At 31.0% G+C, this 25,904-nt stretch carries 27 protein-coding genes and 1 tRNA gene; 17 read left to right on the forward strand and 11 right to left on the reverse strand.

From position 1 onward, the window contains the following. Positions 1-43 precede the first annotated feature (43 nt). The 9 genes from MG_RS00200 (at position 44) to MG_RS00240 (ending at position 9,436) form a co-directional block, all read left to right on the forward strand. On the forward strand, positions 44-1,819 hold the full coding sequence (locus MG_RS00200) for a BMP family ABC transporter substrate-binding protein (RefSeq protein ID WP_009885703.1): 1,776 nt from the start codon (positions 44-46) through the stop codon (positions 1,817-1,819). 20 nt (positions 1,820-1,839) lie between these two features. Next, on the forward strand, positions 1,840-2,106 hold the full coding sequence (locus tag MG_RS00205; protein ID WP_010869302.1) for an HPr family phosphocarrier protein: 267 nt from the start codon (positions 1,840-1,842) through the stop codon (positions 2,104-2,106). A 197-nt stretch (positions 2,107-2,303) separates the two neighbouring features. Further along, positions 2,304-3,983: an ATP-binding cassette domain-containing protein gene (locus MG_RS00210; RefSeq protein WP_010869303.1), complete on the forward strand. Its 1,680-nt coding sequence runs from the start codon at positions 2,304-2,306 to the stop codon at positions 3,981-3,983. A 4-nt stretch (positions 3,984-3,987) separates the two neighbouring features. Beyond that, complete coding sequence (locus MG_RS00215; RefSeq protein ID WP_010869304.1) at positions 3,988-4,845, forward strand: ABC transporter permease; 858 nt, start codon at positions 3,988-3,990, stop codon at positions 4,843-4,845. After that, on the forward strand, positions 4,829-5,683 hold the full coding sequence (locus MG_RS00220; RefSeq protein WP_009885706.1) for an ABC transporter permease: 855 nt from the start codon (positions 4,829-4,831) through the stop codon (positions 5,681-5,683). The genes MG_RS00215 and MG_RS00220 overlap by 17 nt, the downstream gene beginning before the upstream one ends. After that, positions 5,668-7,119 carry a type 2 periplasmic-binding domain-containing protein gene (locus MG_RS00225; protein ID WP_010869305.1) on the forward strand — a complete coding sequence of 484 codons (1,452 nt, stop codon included), beginning with the start codon at positions 5,668-5,670 and terminating at the stop codon, positions 7,117-7,119. Before MG_RS00220 ends, MG_RS00225 begins: the two co-directional genes overlap by 16 nt. Position 7,120: 1 nt before the next feature. Then, entirely contained in the window at positions 7,121-8,068 is a 948-nt protein-coding gene (tsaD, locus tag MG_RS00230; RefSeq protein ID WP_009885708.1) for a tRNA (adenosine(37)-N6)-threonylcarbamoyltransferase complex transferase subunit TsaD, read from the forward strand. Beyond that, complete coding sequence (gene metK / locus MG_RS00235; protein WP_009885709.1) at positions 8,052-9,203, forward strand: methionine adenosyltransferase; 1,152 nt, start codon at positions 8,052-8,054, stop codon at positions 9,201-9,203. The genes tsaD and metK overlap by 17 nt, the downstream gene beginning before the upstream one ends. Further along, positions 9,179-9,436 carry a hypothetical protein gene (locus tag MG_RS00240; protein WP_009885710.1) on the forward strand — a complete coding sequence of 86 codons (258 nt, stop codon included), beginning with the start codon at positions 9,179-9,181 and terminating at the stop codon, positions 9,434-9,436. Before metK ends, MG_RS00240 begins: the two co-directional genes overlap by 25 nt. Here the strand turns inward: MG_RS00240 and ffh are convergent. Continuing rightward, positions 9,433-10,773, reverse strand: a complete 1,341-nt coding sequence (gene ffh, locus MG_RS00245; RefSeq protein ID WP_010869306.1) for a signal recognition particle protein — start codon at positions 10,771-10,773, stop codon at positions 9,433-9,435. The two genes, MG_RS00240 and ffh, sit on opposite strands and share 4 nt — an antisense overlap. A 52-nt stretch (positions 10,774-10,825) precedes the next feature. Between ffh and deoD the strand changes: the two genes are divergently transcribed. The 5 genes from deoD to MG_RS00270 are packed head-to-tail and all read left to right on the forward strand — an operon-like array spanning position 10,826 to position 15,522. Next, positions 10,826-11,542: a purine-nucleoside phosphorylase gene (gene deoD / locus MG_RS00250; RefSeq protein ID WP_009885712.1), complete on the forward strand. Its 717-nt coding sequence runs from the start codon at positions 10,826-10,828 to the stop codon at positions 11,540-11,542. A 3-nt stretch (positions 11,543-11,545) separates the two neighbouring features. Continuing rightward, the gene (deoC, locus tag MG_RS00255; protein WP_010869307.1) at positions 11,546-12,217 is read left to right on the forward strand and encodes a deoxyribose-phosphate aldolase; all 672 of its coding nucleotides are present in this window, start codon (positions 11,546-11,548) and stop codon (positions 12,215-12,217) included. Next, positions 12,204-13,469 (forward strand): thymidine phosphorylase, encoded by a 1,266-nt coding sequence (locus MG_RS00260; RefSeq protein ID WP_009885713.1) that lies wholly within the window; start codon positions 12,204-12,206, stop codon positions 13,467-13,469. Before deoC ends, MG_RS00260 begins: the two co-directional genes overlap by 14 nt. 8 nt (positions 13,470-13,477) lie before the next feature. Beyond that, a complete protein-coding gene (gene cdd, locus MG_RS00265) occupies positions 13,478-13,870 on the forward strand; it encodes a cytidine deaminase (protein WP_010869308.1) in 393 nt (130 codons plus the stop codon). Further along, positions 13,870-15,522 (forward strand): phospho-sugar mutase, encoded by a 1,653-nt coding sequence (locus tag MG_RS00270; RefSeq protein WP_009885715.1) that lies wholly within the window; start codon positions 13,870-13,872, stop codon positions 15,520-15,522. The genes cdd and MG_RS00270 overlap by 1 nt, the downstream gene beginning before the upstream one ends. Here MG_RS00270 and nusG read toward each other — a convergent pair. Genes nusG through smpB form a run of 8 tightly spaced genes read right to left on the reverse strand, consistent with a single transcriptional unit; the run spans position 15,499 to position 20,107 of the window. Then, positions 15,499-16,449 carry a transcription termination/antitermination protein NusG gene (nusG, locus tag MG_RS00275; protein ID WP_009885716.1) on the reverse strand — a complete coding sequence of 317 codons (951 nt, stop codon included), beginning with the start codon at positions 16,447-16,449 and terminating at the stop codon, positions 15,499-15,501. The genes MG_RS00270 and nusG overlap by 24 nt on opposite strands. Before the next feature lie 3 nt (positions 16,450-16,452). Continuing rightward, entirely contained in the window at positions 16,453-16,824 is a 372-nt protein-coding gene (secE, locus tag MG_RS00280; RefSeq protein ID WP_010869309.1) for a preprotein translocase subunit SecE, read from the reverse strand. 6 nt (positions 16,825-16,830) lie between these two features. Continuing rightward, positions 16,831-16,977, reverse strand: coding sequence for a 50S ribosomal protein L33 (gene rpmG, locus MG_RS02795; RefSeq protein ID WP_009885719.1), 147 nt, complete (start codon positions 16,975-16,977; stop codon positions 16,831-16,833). A gap of 13 nt (positions 16,978-16,990) precedes the next feature. Continuing rightward, a complete protein-coding gene (locus MG_RS00285; protein ID WP_009885720.1) occupies positions 16,991-17,374 on the reverse strand; it encodes an MPN070 family protein in 384 nt (127 codons plus the stop codon). Further along, positions 17,361-18,194 (reverse strand): 16S rRNA (cytidine(1402)-2'-O)-methyltransferase, encoded by an 834-nt coding sequence (gene rsmI, locus MG_RS00290; RefSeq protein ID WP_009885721.1) that lies wholly within the window; start codon positions 18,192-18,194, stop codon positions 17,361-17,363. Before rsmI ends, MG_RS00285 begins: the two co-directional genes overlap by 14 nt. Next, positions 18,176-18,712, reverse strand: coding sequence for a ribonuclease M5 (rnmV, locus tag MG_RS00295; protein WP_009885722.1), 537 nt, complete (start codon positions 18,710-18,712; stop codon positions 18,176-18,178). Before rnmV ends, rsmI begins: the two co-directional genes overlap by 19 nt. Continuing rightward, the gene (locus tag MG_RS00300; protein ID WP_009885723.1) at positions 18,691-19,689 is read right to left on the reverse strand and encodes a ribose-phosphate diphosphokinase; all 999 of its coding nucleotides are present in this window, start codon (positions 19,687-19,689) and stop codon (positions 18,691-18,693) included. Before MG_RS00300 ends, rnmV begins: the two co-directional genes overlap by 22 nt. Continuing rightward, entirely contained in the window at positions 19,670-20,107 is a 438-nt protein-coding gene (smpB, locus tag MG_RS00305; RefSeq protein ID WP_009885724.1) for an SsrA-binding protein, read from the reverse strand. The genes MG_RS00300 and smpB overlap by 20 nt, the downstream gene beginning before the upstream one ends. Positions 20,108-20,113: 6 nt before the next feature. Here smpB and MG_RS00310 point away from each other — a divergent pair, with 6 nt between their 5' ends. Beyond that, a complete protein-coding gene (locus MG_RS00310) occupies positions 20,114-21,007 on the forward strand; it encodes a glycosyltransferase family 2 protein (protein ID WP_010869310.1) in 894 nt (297 codons plus the stop codon). On the opposite strand, the gene MG_RS00315 is transcribed toward MG_RS00310, so the two are convergent. Continuing rightward, positions 20,986-22,689, reverse strand: a complete 1,704-nt coding sequence (locus MG_RS00315) for a hypothetical protein (RefSeq protein ID WP_010869311.1) — start codon at positions 22,687-22,689, stop codon at positions 20,986-20,988. The two genes, MG_RS00310 and MG_RS00315, sit on opposite strands and share 22 nt — an antisense overlap. A 167-nt stretch (positions 22,690-22,856) precedes the next feature. Continuing rightward, positions 22,857-22,945 (reverse strand) — tRNA-Ser (locus MG_RS00320). Between the two features lie 48 nt (positions 22,946-22,993). Here MG_RS00320 and MG_RS00325 point away from each other — a divergent pair. Both MG_RS00325 and MG_RS00330 read left to right on the forward strand, forming a co-directional pair. Then, a complete protein-coding gene (locus MG_RS00325; protein ID WP_010869312.1) occupies positions 22,994-25,036 on the forward strand; it encodes a fructose-specific PTS transporter subunit EIIC in 2,043 nt (680 codons plus the stop codon). Further along, positions 24,987-25,898, forward strand: coding sequence for a 1-phosphofructokinase (locus MG_RS00330; RefSeq protein WP_010869313.1), 912 nt, complete (start codon positions 24,987-24,989; stop codon positions 25,896-25,898). The genes MG_RS00325 and MG_RS00330 overlap by 50 nt, the downstream gene beginning before the upstream one ends. Positions 25,899-25,904 lie beyond the last annotated feature (6 nt).

The following is a 25,904-nucleotide window of genomic DNA, read 5'->3' on the forward strand; positions in this document are numbered from 1 at the left end:
GATTTCTTTTTACTAAAAATAATTAGCTAAAATACCGTCATATATGGGAAAGCTATTATTTGGTAAGTTAGTTTTTAAAAAGAGCTTGTTTTTACTGAGTGGTATGAGCAGTTTAGCAGTTTTTTTAACTGCATGTGGGGCTACCAAAATATTTGATTCCTCTGTACAGCTATTAGTGTCAGATAACTTTTCCACACTTGCTGATAAATCATTTTCACAAATGTCCTATGAAGGAATCAGGAGCTTTTTTAAAAAAAGTAAGGGTGTTGATTTACCTGAAGCAGATAGTTCACAATTACAAGAAGGCAATGGCTTGTGAAAACGTCCTGGTTTTACATTAAGTGATAGAATTGCTACTTTTAATAACATCAAAAATGATGGCTCTGATGTTATTGTTGCAACAGGTTTTAACCAACAAGAATCACTTCAAGCAATTACTTCTGATGACATTAGGTTTCAAAGTGATAAAGAAAGCTTAGCTAAAACAGGTTTTATTTTTGTTGATGGAGCTATTGAAAAGGAGTTTAATAAAAGAAATGGTGTTCCTCAATTTAAGTCAACTCCTACCAATATCTCATCAGTTGCTTTTAGAAGTGATGATGGTTCTTTTTTAACTGGAGTTGCTACTGCAGTTTACTTAAATCTTAACCAAGAATATTTCCTTGATAAAAGTGGTTGGTCAACTAATAGTAGTAATAATAACGAACTAACTGTAAGTGGTTTTGTAGGTATTGCTCTACCTTCAACGCTTTCTTTTCTAAATGGTTTTCGACTAGGTATTGCTTATTTTAATGAAGTGATTTATAAACATTTAAGCGATGCACAAGATTCATCTGCACAAGTGACCACTTCTAAACAAACTGTTTTAAAACAACTTCAAGTTGCAAATGGTGAAAAAAGGATTAAAAAGATTAAATGGATTTCACCAAAACAAGGAAGTGATGGAGAAACTATAAACATTCAAGATCACCAATCAGGTTCTTTTTCAGATACTGAACCTAGAGCAATAACAATAGCTAATAATTTAATTGATAAAGGAGTTAATGCTATCATTCCTATTGCTGGACCACAAACGAATTTAGTGGTTACTCAAATTGCTAGAAGACAAGCCCATACTGCAGTTATTGGCGTTGATAGTGCACAGGAATTGCTAGATATTAATATTGATGCTCCAAATAAAGATAAGTTAAAAATGGGGAATAAAAAGATTATTCCCTTCTCTTCTATTAAGGCTTTGGATGTTGCTGTTGAAAGTATCTTATCAACATTAGAAAAAGGTTCCAGCCAAAATGGTTATCAAGGCTTTGGATATAACAACATAGGTACAGTGAAAAACAACTCTGTTGGGGTTAGTGAAGCAGGTTATGAATTTTTAATAGATCCTGTTTTTTGAAAAAATACTAGTTCAATGCAAGCTATGTCTTTATCAGCAAGTCTAAAAGCTAATGCAGCATCTTCATCAGATAATAAGAAAAAATTATCAGAAGTTGCTACTAAGAAAAATGAAAACGGTTCGACAAAAAATGGTAGTAATGACATCATTGACAAATATGCCAAACTCTTAACAAAATCTAGTTCTTCAACTAGTATGAGAAACGGTAGTTCAGATAGCAATCAACAGAATTTTAAAACAACAGATAATGATGGTGATTGAACTATTGTTGGTGATGAATTAGGTAAATATAAGTCTAGTGAACTGCCTATTTTTACAGGTAGTTCTTCATACCCAACTTTTCAAACTGAAGCACAAAATGTTTTAGATGGTGGAGCGAATGTTGCTTCAACACAAGGCTTTAAATGAAGCTTTAAACAAATTTAGAATTTTGATTACTTAAAGATATGAAAAAATTTCAAGCAGTTATTAAAGACCCAGTGGGAATTCACGCACGTCCTGCTTCTATCCTTGCAAGTGAGGCTAGTAAGTTTAAATCTGAACTTAAACTGGTAGCTCCAAGTGGTGTTGAAGGTAATATTAAATCAATTATTAACTTAATGTCTTTAGGAATTAGACATAATGACAACATTACTATCAAAGCAGATGGAGCTGATGAAGAAGAAGCTTTAGCAGCTATTAAAGCTTGTCTTGAAAAAAATAAAGTTATCTAACTTAGCATATTTTAATCAATTAAATCTGTTTATTTTTTAATAGTAAAAACACAATTTAACCTTGTTTCTATTTAACAAAATTGGTTTGAAAAAGGCTATCAATTTTGCTGTAAAAAATTAAGATATTTTTTATCAAAAATTAGCATAAAAAATTGTTATACTAATTAACGTTTTTTATTGAAAATTAAGTATTTAAATTGAACGAACATTCTTTAATTGAAATTGAAGGTTTGAACAAGACCTTTGATGATGGTTATGTTTCTATAAGAGACATTAGCCTAAATATTAAAAAAGGCGAATTTATTACTATTTTAGGCCCTTCTGGTTGTGGTAAAACTACCCTGTTGAGGTTATTAGCTGGATTTGAAGATCCTACTTATGGCAAGATCAAAGTTAATGGTATTGACATTAAAGACATGGCAATCCATAAGCGTCCTTTTGCGACAGTTTTTCAAGACTATGCTTTATTTTCCCATCTAACTGTTTATAAAAACATTGCTTATGGTCTGAAGGTAATGTGAACAAAGTTAGATGAAATTCCAAAACTTGTAAGTGATTATCAAAAGCAACTTGCTCTTAAGCATTTAAAGCTAGAAAGAAAAATAGAGCAGTTACAAAAAAACAATTCTAATGCTCAAAGAATAAAGAAATTAAAGGAAAAATTACAAAAACTTTTAGAAATTAACAAACAAAAAGTTATTGAGTTTGAAAATAAAGAAAAACTACGTAGAGAAGATATTTACAAGAATTTAGAGCAATTAACAAAAGAATGGGATCTACTTTCTCAAAAGAAACTAAAAGAAGTTGAACAACAAAAACAAGCAATTGATAAAAGTTTTGAAAAAGTAGAGAATAAATACAAAAAAGATCCTTGGTTTTTTCAACACAGTGAAATACGTTTAAAACAATATCAGAAGAAAAAAACTGAGTTGAAAGCTGATATTAAAGCAACAAAGAACAAAGAACAAATCCAAAAATTAACTAAAGAACTTCAAACCTTAAAACAAAAATACGCTAATAAAAAAGCAATTGACAAAGAGTATGACAAATTAGTTGTAGCTTACAATAAGAAAGACTATTGAACTTCTTATTGAGAAACATACACACTTCAACAAAAAGAAGCTTTTGAAAAACGTTATCTTTCAAGAAAACTAACTAAAGCTGAACAAAATAAAAAAGTTAGTGATGTTATTGAAATGGTTGGTTTAAAAGGTAAAGAAGATCGTTTGCCTGATGAATTATCAGGGGGAATGAAACAAAGAGTTGCTTTAGCACGTTCTTTAGTAGTAGAACCTGAAATTCTTTTATTAGATGAACCATTATCTGCACTTGATGCAAAGGTTAGAAAGAATTTACAAAAAGAATTACAACAGATTCATAAAAAAAGTGGATTGACTTTTATCTTAGTAACTCATGATCAAGAAGAGGCTTTAGTTTTATCAGATCGGATAGTGGTTATGAATGAGGGAAACATCTTACAAGTTGGTAATCCTGTTGATATTTATGACTCTCCTAAGACTGAATGAATTGCTAATTTCATTGGTCAAGCTAACATCTTTAAAGGTACTTATTTAGGAGAAAAAAAGATTCAGTTACAGAGTGGTGAAATCATTCAAACTGATGTTGATAATAACTATGTTGTAGGTAAGCAATATAAGATCTTAATTCGTCCTGAAGACTTTGATCTTGTTCCTGAAAATAAAGGTTTTTTTAATGTTCGTGTTATTGATAAAAACTACAAAGGATTGCTTTGAAAGATAACCACACAATTAAAAGATAACACTATTGTTGATTTGGAGAGTGTTAATGAAGTTGATGTAAATAAGACCTTTGGTGTTTTATTTGATCCTATAGATGTTCATTTAATGGAAGTTTAACAAGATGCACATTAAGAAAAAATACTGACTTCTGCTCCCCTTCTTTTTATTAATGACAATCTTCTTTATTATTCCAATGGCATGGATTATTGTTAGTGGATTACAAAGTGAAGATGGGGCTAGTATTAGTCAAAAATATGAACCACTTGTTAGTGGCTTAGGTTTTTTTAACAGTTTCTGAACCAGTTTGTGGATCTCAATAGTGACTGTAATTGTTGCATTGTTGTTTTCTTTTCCTTTTTGTTACTTTCTCTCCCAATCAAAAAACAAAATTTTTAAAGCGTTTGTTATTTCAATTGCAACAGTTCCTATTTGAAGTAGTTTTCTTATTAAGTTAATTGGATTGAAAACCCTACTTGATTTATTAATTGGACTTTCTTTAAACAGAGTTGGTGATAACAACTTAACTTTTGGTTCAGGATATACCTTACTTGGAACAATTTATCTGTTTACTCCTTTTATGTTTTTACCACTTTATAACCACTTCTGTGTTTTACCTAAAAACTTGTTGTTAGCTAGTCAAGATTTGGGTTATAACTGGATTTACAGCTTTGTGAAAGTAGTAATTCCTTTTTCTAAAACCGCAATGTTATCAGGAATTGCTTTAACTTTTTTCCCTGCTTTAACTTCAGTTGCAATTGCTCAGTTTTTAGATAACTCTAACCAAGCCGAAACCCTTGGTAACTACATATTTACCTTGGGTAATAATGGTTATGATAGTGCAATTGAAAGAGGCAGAGCTGCTGGAGCAATTATTATTGCTGCTTTAATTACTTTTGCAATTTACTTTACTGTTGTTTTTTTGCCTAAAATTGTCCGTATTGTTCATAACAAATGAAAACAACATGAAAAAGCATTTTAAGAATTTAATTAAAAACAGTTATTTCTTTCTGTTAATAACTTTAATCTATTTACCACTTTTAATAGTTGTACTTGTTAGTTTAAACGGTTCTTCTTCAAGAGGAAATATAGTGCTTGATTTTGGTAATGTTTTAAATCCTAATCCTGATTCTAAATCTGCTTATTTAAGATTAGGTGAAACTGATTTTGCAACACCACTAATAAATTCAATCATTATAGGTGTGATCACTGTTTTAGTGTCTGTTCCTATTGCTGTTATCAGTGCGTTTGCGCTTTTAAGAACAAGGAATGCTTTAAAAAAGACAATCTTTGGAATTACTAATTTTTCTTTAGCAACTCCTGATATTATTACTGCTATCTCTTTAGTGTTGTTATTTGCTAACACTTGATTAAGTTTTAACCAGCAGTTAGGTTTTTTTACCATTATTACTTCCCATATCTCTTTTTCAGTGCCTTATGCATTGATTTTGATTTACCCTAAAATTCAAAAATTGAATCCTAATTTAATTCTTGCTTCTCAAGATTTAGGCTATTCGCCTTTAAAAACTTTTTTCCATATTACTCTACCTTATCTAATGCCAAGTATTTTTTCAGCAGTACTAGTAGTATTTGCAACTAGTTTTGATGATTATGTAATTACCTCTTTAGTACAAGGATCAGTAAAAACTATAGCAACTGAACTCTATTCATTTAGAAAAGGAATTAAAGCATGGGCAATCGCCTTTGGGTCTATTCTCATATTGATTAGTGTCTTAGGAGTCTGTTTAATAACCCTGCAAAAGTATTTAAGGGAAAAAAGAAAGGAAATAATCAAAATAAGACAATGAAAAAACAGTTAAAATATTGCTTTTTCTCACTTTTTGTTAGTCTCTCATCAATATTGAGTAGTTGTGGTTCAACAACATTTGTACTAGCTAACTTTGAATCTTATATTTCGCCCTTATTGCTAGAAAGAGTACAAGAAAAACATCCCTTAACTTTCTTGACTTATCCTAGTAATGAAAAACTAATTAATGGTTTTGCTAACAACACTTATTCAGTAGCAGTAGCATCTACTTATGCAGTTAGTGAATTGATAGAAAGGGATCTATTATCACCAATAGATTGAAGTCAGTTTAATCTGAAAAAAAGTAGTAGTTCAAGTGATAAAGTAAATAATGCCAGTGATGCAAAGGATTTGTTTATTGATTCAATTAAAGAGATCAGTCAACAAACCAAAGATAGTAAAAACAATGAATTACTGCATTGAGCAGTTCCTTATTTTCTTCAAAACTTAGTGTTTGTTTATCGTGGTGAAAAAATTAGTGAACTTGAACAGGAAAATGTTTCATGAACTGATGTAATTAAAGCAATTGTGAAACACAAAGATCGCTTTAATGACAATAGGTTAGTTTTCATTGATGATGCTAGAACGATCTTTTCACTTGCTAACATCGTTAATACTAACAACAATTCAGCTGATGTTAATCCAAAGGAAGATGGAATTGGTTATTTCACTAATGTCTATGAAAGCTTTCAAAGACTTGGATTAACAAAATCTAATTTAGATAGTATCTTTGTTAATTCTGATTCCAATATTGTGATCAATGAATTGGCAAGTGGTAGAAGACAAGGAGGAATTGTTTACAATGGTGATGCAGTGTATGCTGCATTGGGCGGTGATTTACGTGATGAATTGAGTGAAGAACAGATTCCTGATGGGAACAACTTTCACATTGTGCAACCCAAAATTTCCCCAGTTGCTTTAGATCTTTTGGTTATCAATAAACAACAATCTAATTTTCAAAAAGAAGCACATGAGATCATTTTTGATCTTGCTTTGGATGGTGCTGATCAAACTAAAGAACAGTTAATTAAAACTGATGAAGAATTGGGTACTGATGATGAAGACTTTTACTTAAAAGGAGCGATGCAAAACTTTAGTTATGTGAACTATGTTTCACCATTAAAAGTAATATCTGATCCAAGTACTGGAATAGTCAGTTCCAAAAAGAATAATGCTGAAATGAAAAGTAAACAAATGTCAACTGATCAAATGACTAGTGAAAAAGAATTTGATTATTACACTGAAACACTTAAAGCATTATTAGAGAAAGAAGATAGTGCAGAATTAAATGAAAATGAAAAAAAACTAGTTGAAACCATTAAGAAAGCTTACACTATTGAAAAAGATAGTTCAATTCGGTGAAACCAATTGGTCGAAAAACCAATTTCTCCCTTACAACGTAGTAATTTATCGTTATCTTGATTAGACTTTAAATTACACTGGTGATAATATGGAACAACCGTTGTGTGTTTTAGGGATTGAAACAACCTGTGATGATACAGGTCTTAGTATTGTCATTGATCAAAAAATCAAGAGTAACATTGTTATCTCTTCTGCTAACTTACATGTAAAAACAGGAGGAGTTGTACCTGAAATTGCAGCACGATGCCACGAACAAAATCTCTTTAAAGCAATAAGAGATTTAAATTTTGAGATAAGAGATTTATCTCACATTGCTTATGCATGTAATCCTGGGTTAGCAGGATGTTTACATGTGGGAGCCACTTTTGCTAGAAGCTTAAGTTTCTTATTAGACAAACCATTGTTACCCATCAACCATCTTTATGCGCATATCTTTTCTTGTTTAATTGATCAAGATTTAAATAAGCTGCAATTACCAGCATTAGGCCTTGTAATTTCAGGTGGACATACTGCCATTTATCTAGTTAAATCATTTTATGAACTTGAACTAATTGCTGAAACTAGTGATGATGCAATTGGTGAAGTTTATGACAAGATAGGCAGAGCAATGGGCTTTGATTATCCTGCTGGTAGTAAAATTGATAGTCTTTTTAATAAAGAATTAGTTAAACCTCACTATTTCTTTAAACCTTCTACTAAGTGAACTAAGTTTTCCTATTCTGGTTTAAAATCTCAGTGTTTAAACAAGATTAAACAAATAAGTGCTAATAAAACCCGAATTGATTGGAGTGAATTAGCATCCAATTTTCAAGCTACTATTATTGATCATTACATTGATCATGTTAAAAATGCAATTAAAAAATTTGCCCCTAAAATGTTGTTAGTAGGAGGTGGAGTTAGTGCCAATTCTTATCTATCTAACAGAATTAGTACATTAAATTTACCCTTTTTAATTGCTGATAGCAAATACACCAGTGATAATGGAGCAATGATTGGTTTTTATGCATCACTTTTAATTAATGGCGATAAGAATTAAAAGTACAAGAGTTGGTAGATTTGTTTCTGAATCAGTGGGATTAGGTCATCCTGATAAAATTTGTGATCAGATTGCAGATAGTATCTTAGACCAATGTTTACTACAGAGTAAAACTAGTCATGTAGCATGTGAAGTCTTTGCTTCTAAAAACCTTATTTTAATAGGTGGTGAGATTTCAACAAGTGGCTATGTTGATGTTGTTCAAACTGCTTGAAGAATTTTAAGAAATTTAGGTTACAACGAGACTGATTTCAGTTTTTTAAGCTGTATCAACAACCAATCACTAGAAATTAATCAAGCAGTTTTAAAAAATAATGAGATTAATGCAGGAGATCAAGGCATTACTGTTGGTTATGCAGTGAATGAAACAAAGCAACTAATGCCTTTAGGAGTTTTACTAGCACACTCGTTTTTAAAACAAGCAGAAAAACTAACAAAACAATTTGATTTTTTAAAAAATGATATGAAAAGTCAAGTGGTTTTAAACTACAGTTTAAACCAAGTTGAATGTGAAGAAGTTTTACTATCAATTCAACACACTAATGCTATTAGTTTAACAGAATTGAGAAAAGTGATTGAAAATAATGTAATTCTACCTGTTTTAAACCAATATGGTTTTCAAGATAAAAAGCCAACTTGTTTAGTGAATCCTGGTGGTTCTTTTGTTTTAGGTGGACCTATGGCAGATACTGGACTAACTGGTAGAAAAATCATTGTTGACACCTATGGTCCATATGCTCACCATGGTGGTGGTAGCTTTAGTGGCAAAGATCCTAGTAAGGTGGATAGAACAGGTGCTTATTTTGCACGTTTTATCGCAAAACATATTGTAAGTTTAGGCTGGGCCAGTGAGTGTGAAGTCAGTATTAGCTGAGTCTTTTCAAAACCCAATCCACAATCTATTACTGTTAAGTGTTTTAACACTAACATACAGTATGATGAAGTGTTAATTAATAGAGTTGTAAATAACTATTTCAACTGATCGATTACTAAAATTATTGACAAGCTAAAATTACTTGATTTTGTTAAGTATTCTGATTATGCAGTTTATGGACATTTTGGTAATGATCTTTCACCATGAGAACAGCCCACTGAATTGGATAAATTAGAATGCTTAATCAAAAATTTCCATTAGATCCTAATAAAAAAAAGGAACAACAAGGCGTAGTAAAACCAAATCTACCGGTTGTTAAAGAAAAGAAAAAACAGCCATTTAAAAAACCAAATTGGAGTGAATTTAAGCTGTTCAACTTTTTTAAAAAGCACACTTATTTTTGCTTGGTTGTATTAGCTTTTCTTATCTTGATTATTTTACTTAGCAGCTTATTTGCTATTCCACTTAGCCAAATACCTTCAAGTACTGTTTAAAAGAATTGTCCAAATCCACCAAACGGGTTACTACCTGTTTTTAATAGTTTACCCATTTCTGTTGCTTTTAGTTGCATCTTATTTCATTCCTTCATCAGTTTGTTTAACTCATCCATTTTTCTCCCTGATCCTTTTATGATGCGCTGTTTTCTATTAGGATCACGATTAATTAATTTGGGATGTCTCCTTTCTTCTCTAGTCATAGAGTTAATTAAAACCTTTCATAGTTCAATTTTGTTTTCAATTAATTCAGCATTTTCTTCTGATACAGAAAAGTTAGCAGGCAACATTTTTATCAGTGAACTGACACTTCCCATTTTGTGCATTTGTTGCATGTAGATCAAAAGATCTTCTAAATCCATTTTTCCCAAAAACATCTTGCTGATGGTTTTAGTTAAATCTTTTTTATCAAAAACTTGTTCAGCTTTTTCAACTAAACTCATTACATCACCCAAACCTAAGATCCGATTGGCTATCCTTTCAGGATGAAATTGTTCCAATCCATCTAATTTTTCAGAAACACCAATTAATTTAATGGGTACTTGTAAAAGTGAAGCTAATGAAAGTGCAGCTCCTGCTCTAGCATCACTGTCTAATTTACTGATAATAAATCCAGTTAGTTTTAAACGTTTGTGGAACGTTTGAGCAACATTGATAATTTCCTGACCGCTTAATCCATCTACTACCATGATAATTTCATCAGGATTTAATTCATTTTTAACACTTACCAATTCATCCATTAATGTTTCATTTGTTTGTAATCTACCAGCGGTATCACAAATGATTGTTTGACATTTTGCAGTTTTAAAAGCACTGAGTGCTGCTTTTGTTGTTTTAGCAACTGGTTGAGTGCCTTGTGCAAAAAATACGCTGTTAGTTTGTTGTGAAAGCGTTTCAAGTTGTTCAATGGCAGCGGGTCTGTAGATGTCCAAGCCTACTAACATTGTTTTTTGCTTGTATTTCTTTTCAAGTCAATAAGCTAGTTTGCCACAAGTTGTTGTTTTACCTGATCCTTGTAAACCAACCATCATTATTTTTAAAGGTCTTTTTTCATTTAGTTCTTGGTTGGGTTGGCTTAAGATATTAATTAGTTCTGTTTTGATTGTTTTTAATAGAGACTTTTGCAAATCTTGACCAGGTTCAATGGTTTGTCCTACTGTTTTATCTCTAATTGCTTTGATGAAATTTTTAACAACAAGCAGGTTAACATCAGCATCAAGCAATGCAATTCTAATCTCTTTTAGAACTAACTCTACATCTTTCTCAGTGATCGTTTGAGCGTTAATTTTTTTTTGCATCGTGCGCATAACGATGCTTGATAACATTGCTTTGAACATGATTTTTAATTATTTATTATTAAATAATGTTTTAATAAAACAATATTGCAATATGACCCCACATATAAGTGCTAAGAAAGATGACATTAGCAAAGTTGTTTTAATGCCAGGTGATCCATTGAGAGCTAAATGGATAGCTGAGCAATTCTTAGATCAAGCTAAATTAGTCAATGAAGTGAGGGGAATGTTTGCTTATACTGGGCAGTATAAATCTAAAACAGTTACAGTAATGGGCCATGGAATGGGGATCCCTTCTATTGGAATTTATTCATATGAGTTGATGAATTTTTATGAGGTTGAAACTATCATTAGAATCGGAAGTTGTGGTGCTTTAGCACCGCAATTAAAATTAAAAGATCTTGTTATTGCTTCAAAAGCATGAAGTGAGTCTATTTATGCTAAAGACATGGGTGTTGAAATTCCAGAAGATAAGATCTTATTTGCAACAAGTTCTTTAGTGGAATTAGCAAAAGAAACTGCGATTAAGAACAAGCTTGATTTTCATGAAGGATTAGTATTTTGTGAGGATGCTTTTTATCAAACTAGAAAAGATGTAATTAGTCTTGCTAAAGAAAAAAATAGTTTAGCAGTTGAAATGGAAGCACATGCACTTTATGCTAATGCAATCCTGTTGAAGAAAAAAGCACTTACACTCTTAACAGTATCTGATTCTCTAGTAACTCATGAAGCACTTAGTTCTGAATTAAGACAAAAGTCATTTAAGCAAATGGCTTTATTAGCACTTGAAATGACTCAAAAACTAATCTAATCTATGAAATTAGAATACAACCGGATTATTGATAGCACCTTAGTCAAAGCTGATACGCTTCCCCATGAAATAGATACTTTATGTGCTGATGCTCATAAATACCAGTTTTTTGCAGTGTGTGTTAATCCTAGTTATGTTAGTTATGCTAAAAACATCTTGAAAAATACTGCAGTTCAACTCTGTTGTGTTGTTGGTTTCCCCTTAGGACAAACAACCCAAAAACAGAAGGTATATGAAGCTAAGATTGCTATTAAAGAGGGAGCGGATGAAATTGATATGGTAATGAATATTGCTGAGTTTAAAAAACGTTGTGCTTGTGTTATTACTGAAATTAGAGCTGTTAAAAAAGTGTGTGGCAAGCGTAAATTAAAAGTAATTATTGAAACTGCACTTTTAACAAATGATGAAATCAAAGATGCAGTTAATGTTTGCATTGATGGCAATGCAGATTATGTTAAAACTTCCACTGGTTTTTCTTTCCGTGGTGCATCTTTAGAAGATGTTCAGATTATGAATAATGCTGCAGCAAATTTAATTAAAATCAAAGCTTCAGGTGGGATTAAAACAGCAAAGCAATTTATAGATTTATTTCAAGCTGGAGCTAGTAGAATTGGAACTTCAAATGCGGTCCAAATAATGCAAGAATTAAAAAAAATGAACCATGAATATCATTAATTTAATTAATAAAAAACAACGCGGAAAAGCTTTAAATTTAGCTGAAATCAATTGGTTTGTTAATGCTGTTTTAAACAAAACCATTGCTGATTATCAAATTACTGCATTTTTGATGGCTATTTGGTTTAAAGGGATGAACCCAAATGAACTTTTTTTATTAACAAAAGCAATGGTGGATACTGGTGAAATTATTAAGTTTAATCACCATGGCAAGATTAGTGTTGATAAACATTCAACTGGTGGTATTGGTGATAAGGTTTCTTTAGCATTGGTTCCTATCTTAACTAGTTTAGGATTTAGTGTTGCTAAATTATCAGGAAGAGGCCTTGGTTATACTGGTGGAACAATTGATAAATTAGAAGCAGTTGGAGTTAAAACAGAATTAACTGACCAACAAGCACAAGCATGTTTAGATAAAAATGATTGTTTTATCATCGGACAAAGTAAGGACATCGCACCAGTTGATAAAGTACTTTATGGTTTAAGAGATATTACTGGAACAGTTGATAGTTTGCCTTTAATTGCATCTAGTATTATGTCTAAAAAGCTAGCAGTTATGAACGAGTATATTTTCATTGATCTTAAATATGGAAAAGGTGCCTTTTGTAAAACTAAGAAAATTGCTAACGAACTTGCAAAACTGATGCAAAGTATTGCTAAAAGTTTTAAAAGAAAGCTGTCTGTTAAATTAAGTGATATGAATCAAGTACTTGGTAAAGCTGTTGGCAATGTAATTGAAGTTAATGAAGCTGTTAACTTTCTAAAACAAGATTTAGATCAAGTAGGACAAGATTTTATTGATTTAATGCAAACAATTGTTATTAACATTCTACTTGAAACAAAACAAGCAAAAACCAAACAAAAGGCTATTGAACTTTATCAGGATGTTTTAACTAGTAAAAAAGCATGAAATCGCTTTTTATCTTTTATTGAATCTCAAGGAGGAAATGTTGAATTATTTACTCAAAAAGAAGGTTTTTTTAAACCTAAGTATAAGGCATCTATAAAAGCTGAAAAAAGTGGTATACTACATTTTACTGATCCAATTGATTTAGCTAAAATTGGGATTAATCTAGGGGCAGGTAGGATGAAGAAAACAGATCAAATTGATCCAATGGCAGGGTTATTTTTAATGAAAAAAGATAATGAGTCTGTGGCAGTTGGAGACACTGTATTAAACCTGTATAGTTCTAGTCCTATTAGCAATGAATATATCTCTGCTGCTCAAAAAACAATAATTATTAATAAATAAAAATTCCTATGAAGGTGAATTTAGAGTGGATAATTAAACAGTTACAAATGATAGTTAAAAGAGCATATACTCCCTTTTCTAACTTTAAAGTTGCATGTATGATTATTGCTAACAACCAAACTTTTTTTGGAGTTAACATTGAAAATTCTTCCTTTCCAGTAACTTTGTGTGCTGAAAGAAGCGCCATTGCTAGCATGGTTACAAGTGGTCATAGGAAAATTGATTATGTTTTTGTTTACTTCAATACTAAAAATAAGAGTAACTCACCCTGTGGAATGTGCAGACAAAACTTACTGGAATTTTCCCATCAAAAAACAAAGCTTTTTTGTATTGATAATGATAGTAGTTATAAACAATTTTCCATTGATGAATTATTAATGAATGGTTTTAAAAAGAGCTAATGGATAAACTTAGATTAGAAGTTGAAAGATGGTTAAATCATCCTAATGTTAATTGGGAGTTAAAACAACAAATTAAGGAGTTGAATGAATCAGAAATTCAAGAACTTTTTAGTTTGGAAAAACCTTTATTTGGCACTGCAGGTGTAAGAAACAAAATGGCACCAGGTTATCATGGTATGAATGTTTTTTCTTATGCCTATTTGACCCAAGGTTATGTTAAGTACATTGAATCCATCAATGAACCAAAGCGTCAACTACGGTTTTTAGTAGCACGTGATACAAGAAAAAATGGTGGTTTATTTTTAGAAACGGTTTGTGATGTAATTACATCTATGGGTCATTTGGCTTATGTGTTTGATGATAACCAGCCAGTTTCAACACCTCTAGTGTCCCATGTCATTTTTAAATATGGTTTTAGTGGAGGTATTAATATCACAGCTAGCCATAACCCTAAAGATGATAATGGTTTTAAGGTTTATGATCATACTGGTGCACAGCTTTTAGACACACAAACAAACCAATTGTTAAGTGATTTACCTTGTGTTACATCTATGCTAGATTTGGAATTACAACCAAATCCAAAGTTTGTCCATACTCTTGACAATGAAAAGGTTTATAAAAACTATTTCAGAGAGTTGAAAAAGGTGTTGGTTATTAACAACAACAATTTCAAAGACATTAAGGTAGTTTTTAGTGGGCTTAATGGGACTTCAGTTTGCTTAATGCAACGCTTTTTAAAGTACCTTGGTTATAGCAATATTATCAGTGTTGAGGAACAAAATTGGTTTGATGAGAATTTTGAAAATGCTCCTAACTTAAATCCAGAGTATAAAGATACATGGATATTAGCACAAAAATATGCTAAGAAAAATAATGCTAAGTTAATTATTATGGCAGACCCTGATGCTGATAGATTTGCAATTGCAGAGTTAAATAATAATCAATGACATTATTTTTCAGGTAATGAAACAGGAGCAATTACTGCTTACTATAAACTTAATCATAAGGTTTTTAAATCACCTTACATTGTCTCAACTTTTGTCTCAACTTATTTGGTAAATAAGATTGCTAAAAGATATGGCGCTTTTGTGCATAGAACCAATGTTGGTTTTAAGTACATTGGTCAAGCAATTAATGAGTTATCACAAACAAACGAATTAGTTGTTGGTTTTGAAGAGGCAATTGGTTTAATAACTAGTGATAAATTAAACCGCGAGAAAGATGCTTATCAAGCTGCTGCATTATTGCTTGAGATTGCTAGACATTGCAAAGAACAAAACATCACGCTTTTAGATTTTTATAAAAGAATTCTTTCTGAGTTTGGTGAATATTTCAATTTAACAATATCTCATCCCTTTAAAGCTACTGCTACTGATTGAAAAGAAGAGATTAAAGCTTTATTTAATCAACTTATAAATGCTAATTTAACTGAAGTGGCTGGTTTTAAAGTAGTTAAAGTCCATCTTGATAAACAAACAAATATCTTAGAGTTTGGTTTTGAAAATGGCTGGGTTAAATTCCGCTTTTCAGGTACTGAACCTAAATTGAAATTTTACTTTGACCTAACTAATGGCACTAGAGAGGCTCTAGAAAAGCAAGCTAAGAAAATTTATAAATTCTTTGTAAATTTACTCAAACTCAACAAAGCTTAAATTTTCTAAAGGTAAGTTAATTAATTGGGTTTTAGATGTTAATTCTATCTCTACAACTGCTTTGTTAACTGTACCTTGATAAAGTGCTTTTATCTGTCCTTGAACATGAATAGTATCAGTTAAATGTACCTCTACTAAATTACCAACACTAAATTCAAAGAGTTGTTCAACTTTATTGTCAGTATCAAGAATTTCATATTTGCCCAAAAAAGGAACTAATACTGATGGATCAAGTTTGGTTTGCTCACTTTGAATAATCGTTGCTTTTTCTTTCCATTCATCTTGTTCTTGACTATTTTGTAGTTTTTTAAAAGCTTCTTTTAGTTTTTCAGCATCAACAATTTCTGAATCTTCATCCTCTTTTGGTTTTTGAATGGCTTGTTTTTGTTTTAAGATATATTGAAATTTTTCATCAAATTTATCACTGTCCATTTCAATAATGGCAGTATTTGTTAGCATAATTCGTTTGCTAGGATTGATTGATATCCCTTTAAGCATTTGTTCTAAATTATTAGCATCTTTTTCATCTAAAGGGATAGGTAAAGCACCCCTGCCAGAAGAACCTACTATGCCAGTGATCCCAGGGAAGTTACGAACAATTCTTCAAGCATCTTCACTATAAATCATCTTTATGTAGATGTATCTACCAAGGAGATTTTTTTCACTAATTTTTACCCTAAGATAACGGTAATCATCAAGAACAAACCATTTGTTAAAAGTAGTGTTCTTTAAGGAACGAGGAAGTTTTCCTGATTTTAATGAATAAACTTCTTCATGAACTTCCCTTTCTTTTAGAACTTTAACATCAACAATCTCATGATTAAATCCTAAAGCTTGAATTTTAGCTTTTAGATTTTTTACAACAGCTTCATCTTTAATACTAACAGGAGCTACATACCACTTTGGTGTTAATTCACTAGCTTGCATAAATTAATTTTTAAATATTCCCAACGTAATTAACAATTGATTGATACCAAAAAAGATTCCTACCATCAGTCCACTAACTAGCAAAATTAAAAGAAAAATTATGATAAGTTGTCTACCTTTTACTCAAACAATTTTGTTGATCTCTTTATCAACTCCAAATCATAAATTAACAATTCGTTTTTTAAAAGGAAGCTTGGGTTTCTTTTCCTTTGCTAAACTTTCATGCTTTTCTTTTTCTTTAGTTCTTTCCTTATCTTTACTTTTCTTGGCTTCTGTTCTAAGTTTGAGCTGTTTATGTAACTCATGAATTGAAGCATCATCATAAGCAGTTAGCTTTTCCTTCTTTTTAAAGCTAAAAGGCAGTTTTTTTTCCATGGCTTTTTAAAAAGAATCTAGATGCTTAGTTTTTTGATTGCACTGCTTGCAGTACTTGTTGATGATAAGTCGCTGCAAAGGTTGTTTTGTTCACCGTTTTACATAGTTACGACTTAAACAGTCTTGACAGACAAAAATAATCTTTTTGCGCAACTTCAGTAGCAAATTATAAATTATCTGCTTGTTTTACTAATTTAATCTTTTGATAGCAATAGAGCTGTAAAAGGCCAAAGGGTAAAAAACAAGATCAGTGTAGAATTTTTTTGAATTTAGGTTCAATATTTTCACATGCAGTATTAATTGTTTTTCAAATCATTATGCTGATAACTAACTGGATGATCATAAAACAGATAGCAAAAACTCCTAAAACAATTAAAACTGCTCGTAAATTAAAAAAAATAGGATCACTTCTAATTGCACTTAAACTAGCTTTTCTAATTAAATCAAAGATGATACCAATCCCTACTAAAGAGATAATACAAACTAAAAAAAAGATACTAATTAACAAAAGAATCTCATTAAGGTTATGGAGTTTTTTAAATACTTTCATGGAAAAGTGTATAGAGCATACTTGATTTTAAATGCATTTTTTTAGCTAAATAATTGCATGCATCTTTTAACTTAACACCAATATCCATTAACTTCTTTATTTCATATACTAAGTATTGATTGGAAGATAATGTTTGGTGATTAATATTTTGATTATCAATAACAATTACAAATTCTCCTTTTAAAGTGATGTCAGGTAAAGTGTTTTCACTGGTGTTAAATCAATAATGTGATTCATGTAACTTAGTTAATTCTCTTCCTATAAAAACGTCATTGTTTTTAAAAACATTTTTCACAGTTTCTAAAGTATTTTCTAACCTATGCACTGCTTCAAAAAAAACGATAGTGCTTTTCTGATTTTGATAGGTACTTAAATAATTTTTGAGCTGATTTTGTTTGTGACTTAAAAAACCTAAAAACAAAAGTGGTGTTGTTTTAAAACCACTAGTGATCAATCCACACATTAATGCACTAGGACCATTAATAACTTCGATTCTTATCTCCTTATTTTTTGATATGATCCAATTAATCATTTCATTACCAGGATCAGATAAACTAGGATAACCTGCATCACTAACAAGACAACACTTAAAGTTAGTTATAAATTCCTCAGCAAAAGTTAAATTCTGTTTTTCTTTAAAACTGTTGTTAATAACAAACTTTTTTTGCTTGCAATCAATGTTGAGTAAATCCAGCATTTTTCTTGTTACTCTACTATCTTCACAGAATAACACTTCACAATCTTGTAACGCTTTTTTAGCTCTTTCACTTATCTCTTGAATATTACCAATTGGTGTAGCAACTACTTTAAGTGTTTTCATACATCTTGAAAAGTTAGATTTAATAAGTTAAGTTTTTTAAATAGTTGCTTGTGGTTAAAATAAGGTAAATTAAGATTATTGCATAAAAGTAATCGCTTTTTCTTATCATTTAACTTTAAGCTTAAATACTGATCTCATAATATGCTTTGATTAGCATTTTTTGTGATTGCAACACGATTATTTAAAGCAGCAATTAAAGCACTAGTTTCCATTTCAGCAATACCAGCTTTTTTAGCGTTTTTTAACCTTGCATTCATATCAACATAACAGTTGTAATAGTTTGTTAGATGTTGTTCTAATTTACTTCTAATCTTTTTGCCTTGTTGATCTGGATCTAATAACAAGATAACAGTTTGCTTTTCACTGATTTTTTTAATTAGGTTAATAGTTTCTTTTTTTAAAGCTGAACCATTTGTTGTAATTACATCTACATCAAAAATTTGCTGTAATTTAGCTTGGTCAGTTTTACCCTCACAAACAATTACCCCATCAATTTTTATACGTGCTTTTTGATCCATTCAATGTGACGTTCATATATTGCAGAAACTGATAAGCTGTTAGCGTAACACAGAACAACCTCTTCATATAAAGATGCTAGATCAACTACTTCAAACTGCTTTACAGCTTTAAACTTATATTGAGGAATAGAGTTTGATACAAACAAGAAATCAATTAGTTTTTGATCAAATGCTTCCATAAACTTTTGTTCTGCATCATTGTTAAACAAACCATGAGTTGCCATTACACACACTTTTTTAGCTTGTTCTTTTTGTAATAGCTTGGCTGCTGCAATTACTGTACCACCAGTATCTATCATGTCATCAACTATTAAACAGTTTTTATTTTTCACTTCACCTAAAACATTAATTGATTCAGCAACATTATGAGATGGTCTTCTTTTATCAATAATGGCTAATGGTAGTTCTAGTGTATTTGCAATTAACCTTGCTCTTTTAACCCCACCATAATCAGGGGAAACAACCACCAAGTCTTTTTTACCAAGTAGTTCTATAACTCTAAAAAGAAAGATGTGATAAGTTCTTAAAGAATCAACGGGAATATCAAAAAAACCTTGGGTTTGATCACTATGAATGTCAGTTAGAACAACCCTGTTAGCACCTGCTTTTGTTAACATATCAGCAATCAATTTACTGGTAATTGGTTCTCTTCCTTTTGTTTTTCTATCTTGTCTTGCATATCCATAATAGGGTAGAATGGCAGTAATACTTTTAGCACTACCTCTTTTCAATGCATCAATAGCAATTAAAAGTTCCATTAAGCTATCGTTAACATTAGGACAGGTTGATTGAAAAATATAGATATCTTTGTTACGAACTGATTCATCAAAACGGATATAAGTTTCACCATCAGCAAAGTGTTCGCAAACCATTTTGCCCTCTGAAATATTTAGTTTTTTGCAGATATTTTCAACCAGTGTTTTGCTTTTAGATAAACTAAAAATAACGTGCTTTTTATTATCGATACTCAGCTTCAAGCTCGCGTCGGATTGTTTTCTTTTTAATAGTTTCACGTTTGTCAAATTTCTTTTTAGGTTTTGCCAATCAAATTTCCACTTTAATTTTGCCATTTCTAAAGAATACTTTACTTGGGATTACAGATAAAGATTGTTGTTGTTTTTTATTGATAATTTGTTTAATTTCATGTTTATTTAATAAAAGTTTCTTAATTCTATCTGAAGCGTGATTTAATGGACCTGCAAAACTATAAGGTGGAATAGTGAACTGTTCTAAAAAAAGCTCATTGTTTTTAACAAAAACATAAGCTTCTTTTAAACTACCTTGACCTAAACTTAAAGCTTTAACTTCACTTCCTTTTAAAACTATTCCAGCACAATAAGATTCCATTAAATGATAGTCATATTTAGCCTTAGGATTGTTAACAAGAATTAACATTTATCAATGAAATTATCTGTAATTATACCTACTTACAATTGTGCATCATTTATTGAAAAAGCAATTAATTCAATTGTTAAAAATAGACCTAATGATTTGGAAATAGAAGTTTTAATTATTGATGATGGATCAATTGACAATACTAACAAAGTTATTAAGAAAATTCAAGACCAAATTAATAATTTAACTTTGCAGTATTTTTACAAAAGTAATGGTAACTGGGGTAGTGTTATTAATTATGTTAGAAACAATAAACTAGCAAAAGGGGAATGAGTAACAGTATTGGATAGTGATGACATTTTTTCAAAAAAAACAATTTCTATTTTTCAAAAATATGCCCAAAAACAAAGATATGATGCGATTATTTTTGACTACTATAAATGCTGAAAAAAGTTTTTGTGAAAAATTCCTACCTATGCAAGGTTTAGAAAAGAAATTAAAGGTGAATTGAAAAAACAAACACCTTTTTGTATTCCCTTAGCTAAGTTTTTTAAAAATGAGGTTTTCTATCAACTTCCTAAACTAAGAGAAAATGTTGGTTTTCAAGACGCTATTTATACGATGCATGCATTACAAATTGCAAATAATGTTTTCCATGTTTCTAAAGCTGGAGGATATTACTTTTTTAAAAGGGTAGGTAACTCTATGAGTATCCCTTGACACAGTTCTAGGTTTGATATTGAAGTACAAATCTGCAAGGATCTGATTGAAAATAATGCGCAAGAGATCGCTTTAGTGCATTTACTTCGTTTAAAATTTCGTAATTTAGTTGATGATAAAAAGATTAAATTTACAGTTAAAAGAGACTTTTGTTTTAGTGGTTTTAGTTGGTATAGTAGGTTAATTTTATCTCTGATGTATAACTTCTGATTGAAACGTTATTTCAACAGTTCTGAATAACGATTTTTTTGCTTATTTGCAATTACAAACTGTCATTCATTGAGTTTTCATTTTCTTGTCATTTCCTGAACCAATTGATCACCATCTTTAATCCAACAAGCAGGAAAGAACTTAACAATTAGGTTTGCTAGTGCAATAAGTCCTAAGAAGAAAACAATACTTACAATTACCCCTGGTAAAATACTTGTACCTTTTCCTTGAATTAAAACAGGCGCTTGGAGAAATACTGATTGGGTAATGTCAAATAAGGTGTAAGCAATATAACCAAAGCCCCAACAAAATCCAAAAAGAATAGGAAGTTCATTCTTCTTGTAATCTTTAAATTCATATGGCAGGATTAAATTTGAACTTGATAAACTCCAAGCAAATGCACCACCGATAAATGAAAAGATACTAATTAAAGCAAACCCAGCTGCACTACCAATACCAAGTGTTGCTGCAAACATGATGATTATAAGCAATACCACTATGTTAGCTGTTAATAAGAAGTGCATTCACCTCTTCTTGTCATAAATGGTTTTATTAAATGGTGAAAAAACAACAAAGCCCAAAGCATAACCAATAACTCAAAAAATAGCAAGTGTTGCTAAACCTGTTGTGTACACACCAGTACTTATCAAACCATTTGATCCTGATGGGGAAACAGTTTGCAAGATGCTAAATCAAGCTGGAGTTAACGGATTGACTATTAGTATTAAAACTATGCCATAAACACCAATTAATTTTCATGTTGTTTTATTCTTTAAGATATCTATGGATTTTGGTTGAGTAGTTAAACTCATATTTTCCTTAGTTTGCTTTTGAGGAAAGATGTGATCTATCTTGCTTTCAAACCATAAAAATAAACATAAGTTAGCAAACACAACCAAAATCATCACAGTCATAATGTAAACCCAGTATTGAGAGGCTACTTGTTGAACTTGTTCAAATAAAAACGGTGTGAAAACTACTGCAATCCCAATGTTAAAACCCCAAAGGTTAGCATTAGATAGGATTGATTTTTTTCTGTTTGAAGAAAGATTAGCAATTGCTGGTTGAGTATAAACTACTAAGGTAGTTCCACCAATAGCAATTGTGCTTCTAAAGATAATAAACAATGCATAACCAGTAATTGATGCAGCTGTACCAATACTATTACCATCCAAACCCTTAATAAGTTCAACACTTGTTCCATCTGCAAGCATCGTTTTACCATTGATCATCACCGGTCCAAGTAATTGACCCACTTGTAAATTGCTACTTAGTGAACTTAATTGAGTTTTTACTGAATCTGATAAAGGTCTTAATAAAGTTAATTGATTATGACCATTCAAAGGGTCTCCTATAATAAGAAAGGGAAAACAAACACACATGATTCCCATCATGATTAAAACCGCATAACGATAACCAAATTTCAAAACAACAACTCCACAAAGAATAGAACCTACTGCTCTCAATAAAGTGATAGTTCAGTTGGTGGAAGATGTGGCTATTTGCCCAGCATTTTCAGTAAAGAAAGAACTTAACCAACCACTGTACTGTGGTAAAGTGGTGGTTGATTGAGTAAGTATACCAGTTGGTTTACCACTAATTCGATCAATTACAAACCATTCAACTACAAACAATAGATACCCAAAAATTACTATGATCCACAGGGTAATAAGTTTCAGATCACTTACTTTTTTTTGACTTTTATTTTCCACAAATTAAGACAGAATTTACATTAGACTAATTTTAAAAGCTGTAGCTAATTGTTTTTTAGAACAAACTGAATCAAAGAATTTGAAATTGTCTTTCATTGTTAACAGCATTTAACAACAAAATTGAATAAAAATAAAAAACAGACCCTGATGGTCTGTTGGATATTTAATGGCGGAAGCGGTGGGATTCGAACCCACGCACCGTAGAACGATCTAACACCTTAGCAGGGTGTCCTCTTAACCACTTGAGTACGCTCCCAGTTTGTTGTTAAATTTATTATAAATATGCAACTAATTAGCGCTTTAGATGTTTAAAAATTTATTAAGACCATCCCTATTTTTTAACTGGAGCCAAAAAACATTTAAAAATAAATTTTCGTTTTTAAAACAAGCAGCAAATGCATTACAAAAACAGGCTGTTATCAATGATAACAATGTTGCATTTGAAGCTTTAAAAAAGCGTGAAGAAGAGATTACAACTGGAATTATTACTAGTTTAGCTTTACCTCACTTACAAAGTCAAAGTGTTATAGAACCTTTTGTTGCTGTATTTAAGGTTAAAAACTTAGATTGACAATCATTAGATCAAAAACCAGTTAAATTGATATTTTTAATTGGTGTTCTTGTTGACAAAACCAATTTGCATCTTGATTTCATTAGTAACTTTTCCAAGTTAATGTTGAATGAAACATTTGCAAGTAAGGTTTTAAATGTCACTAGCTATAACGGCTTGATTAAACTAATTGATCTTTTTAACCAACAAAAAGTGCAAGACCAACCAGCTGTTGAAACAAAAAAAGAGTATGACTTTGTTGCTGTAACAGCATGCCCAACTGGCATTGCCCATACTTTCATGGCTAAAGAAGCGTTGGAAGCATTTGCAAAAAAGCATAACTTATATGTAAAAGTTGAAACTCAAGGTACAGATGGGATACAAAATCAACTTACAAGTGACGATATTAATAACGCTAAAGGTGTTATTCTTGCTTGTGATCGTTTAATTGATTTCTCTAGGTTTTATGCAAATAAGAATGTGATTGAAGTGTCAACTACTAAAGCCATTAAAAAACCTGATGAGGTGTATGAATTAATTAAAAACCAAAAGGGTAAACAGCTTGCAAATAGTGCTAAACCAACTAATCAAACCCAATTAGCTGAAAGTGAAGGGGAATTCAACTTTAATAATTTTCACAAGCGGATTTATCGTGCCATTTTAAGTGGTGTTTCTTACATGCTACCATTCGTTGTTTTTGGTGGGATATTAATTGCACTCTCTTTTCTAATTGATATAAATAACGCTAATAATGCTGGTGGTAACTTTGGCACAATTAATCCTGTTGCTAACTGGTTAAATAAGCTAGGAGGAATTTCCTTTAGTTTAATTGTTCCTATCTTATCTGCATACATTGCATATGCATTGGTATCAAGACAGGGATTATTACCTGGTTTTGTTGTTGGTTTAATCTCTTCAGGACAATTTTTATTAAATATTGTTCTGACCAATGGAACAATTGAATGGTTAGCACCATCACAAGTATCAAGTGGCTTTTTTGGTGCTATCTTTGGAGGACTTTTGAGTGCTTGCTTAATAATTGTTCAACAAAACTACATCTATAAAAAATTACCTCAATCTTTGCAGGGAATTAAAAACATCTTGTTTATTCCCTTGTTTGGTACTTTATTCACTGCTGGTTTATTTTGGGTTATTAACATTCCTTTAATTTATCTAAACTATGGATTAAGTCTGTTTTTAAATATTATGAACAGCCCTATCCTAGCACCTTTACTTGGTTTTGTAATTGGGTTGATGATGTGCTTTGATTTAGGGGGGCCAATTAATAAAGCAGCTTATGTTTTTGGTGTTGTTTCTTTACAAAATCAAAATGCAGGAACAATTTCGATGGCTGCAGCTATGCTATCAGGGATGGTACCTCCTTTATCAATTGCTTTGGCAGCTTCCATTCGAAAGAGCTGCTTTGATAAACAGGAATTACCTGCAGCTTATGCTTGTTATCTGATGGGATTGAGTTTTATTAGTGAAGGTGCTATCCCATTTGTTGTTAAAAAACCTAAGGTGATGTTAACTGCTAACTTAATTGCTGGAGCAATTTGTGGAGCATTAACAGGAGCATTTGCCTTATCAATTCGTGCTCCTCATGGCGGTGTTTTTGTGTTTGCACTTTTAAAAACTACTTTACAAGGGATTGAAGGAGCTACATTACAAACTGGAGTTGGCATTGGTTTGGCATTGGTTTGTTTAATAATTAGTATGATAGTTGGTAGTAGTATTATCATTGGCTATGACTTGATTGCAAAACATAACCAAAGAAAGCAAAATCTGAATAGTTAATTACGCTTGCGCAATTGATTATTATGTTGATTTAAACAAGCAAAAAAATAGTGTTTTAATACCTGGTGGTAAGGGGATTAATGTTGCTATTGTAATGAAATCACTTGGTTTTGATCCAACTGTCATTACTTTTTTGGGACAACCCACTAAAAACTTATTTTTAGAGTTGGTAAAACCTTATGATCTAAATATAGTTAGCTTCATTTCTGAAACTAAAACAAGAATTAACCTTAAGTTATTAAAAGATGAAAAAACTACTGAAATTAATGATTTAAGTCCTTTAATAACAGATGCTAATCTAACTGAATTGTTAACTTTTTTAAAAGCTAATGTTAAGAATAATGATTTGGTTATCATCAACGGAAGATTTAAATTTGAAGCTTTAGAAAAAGTTCTAAACTTGGTCTTTACATTAACAGAAAATGTGGTTATAGATGTTGATGAAAGCAAAATGTTAACGCTTTTAAATCAGTCTAAACCACTAGTTATGAAACCTAACATTGATGAGTTTCAAACTATGATTAATACTTTTTTTCACGATCAACAAAGCTTAATAGCAGCAATTAAAAAATTTCATTACTGTAAGCTCTTATTATTATCTGATGGTGACAAAGGAGCTTATCTTTTTGATCAGAATAAGTTATTGTTTGTAAGTTCTATCACTCCTAAACAAGTAGTTAGCACCACAGGAGCAGGTGATACTTTGTTGGCAGTTTTTTTAGCAAATTTGATTCTAAAGGTAGATTTAAAAACTGCTTTGATTAAAGCAACTAACTATGCAAGTGCAACAATTAGTAAGTTAGGTGTTGTTGATAGTAAAGACAAAATTAGTGTTATAACCCCAAAAAGTTACTATTTATAATTAATA

It is taken from the genome of Mycoplasmoides genitalium G37, assembly GCF_000027325.1.
Taxonomy (GTDB): Bacteria; Bacillota_I; Bacilli_A; order Mycoplasmatales; family Mycoplasmoidaceae; genus Mycoplasmoides; species Mycoplasmoides genitalium.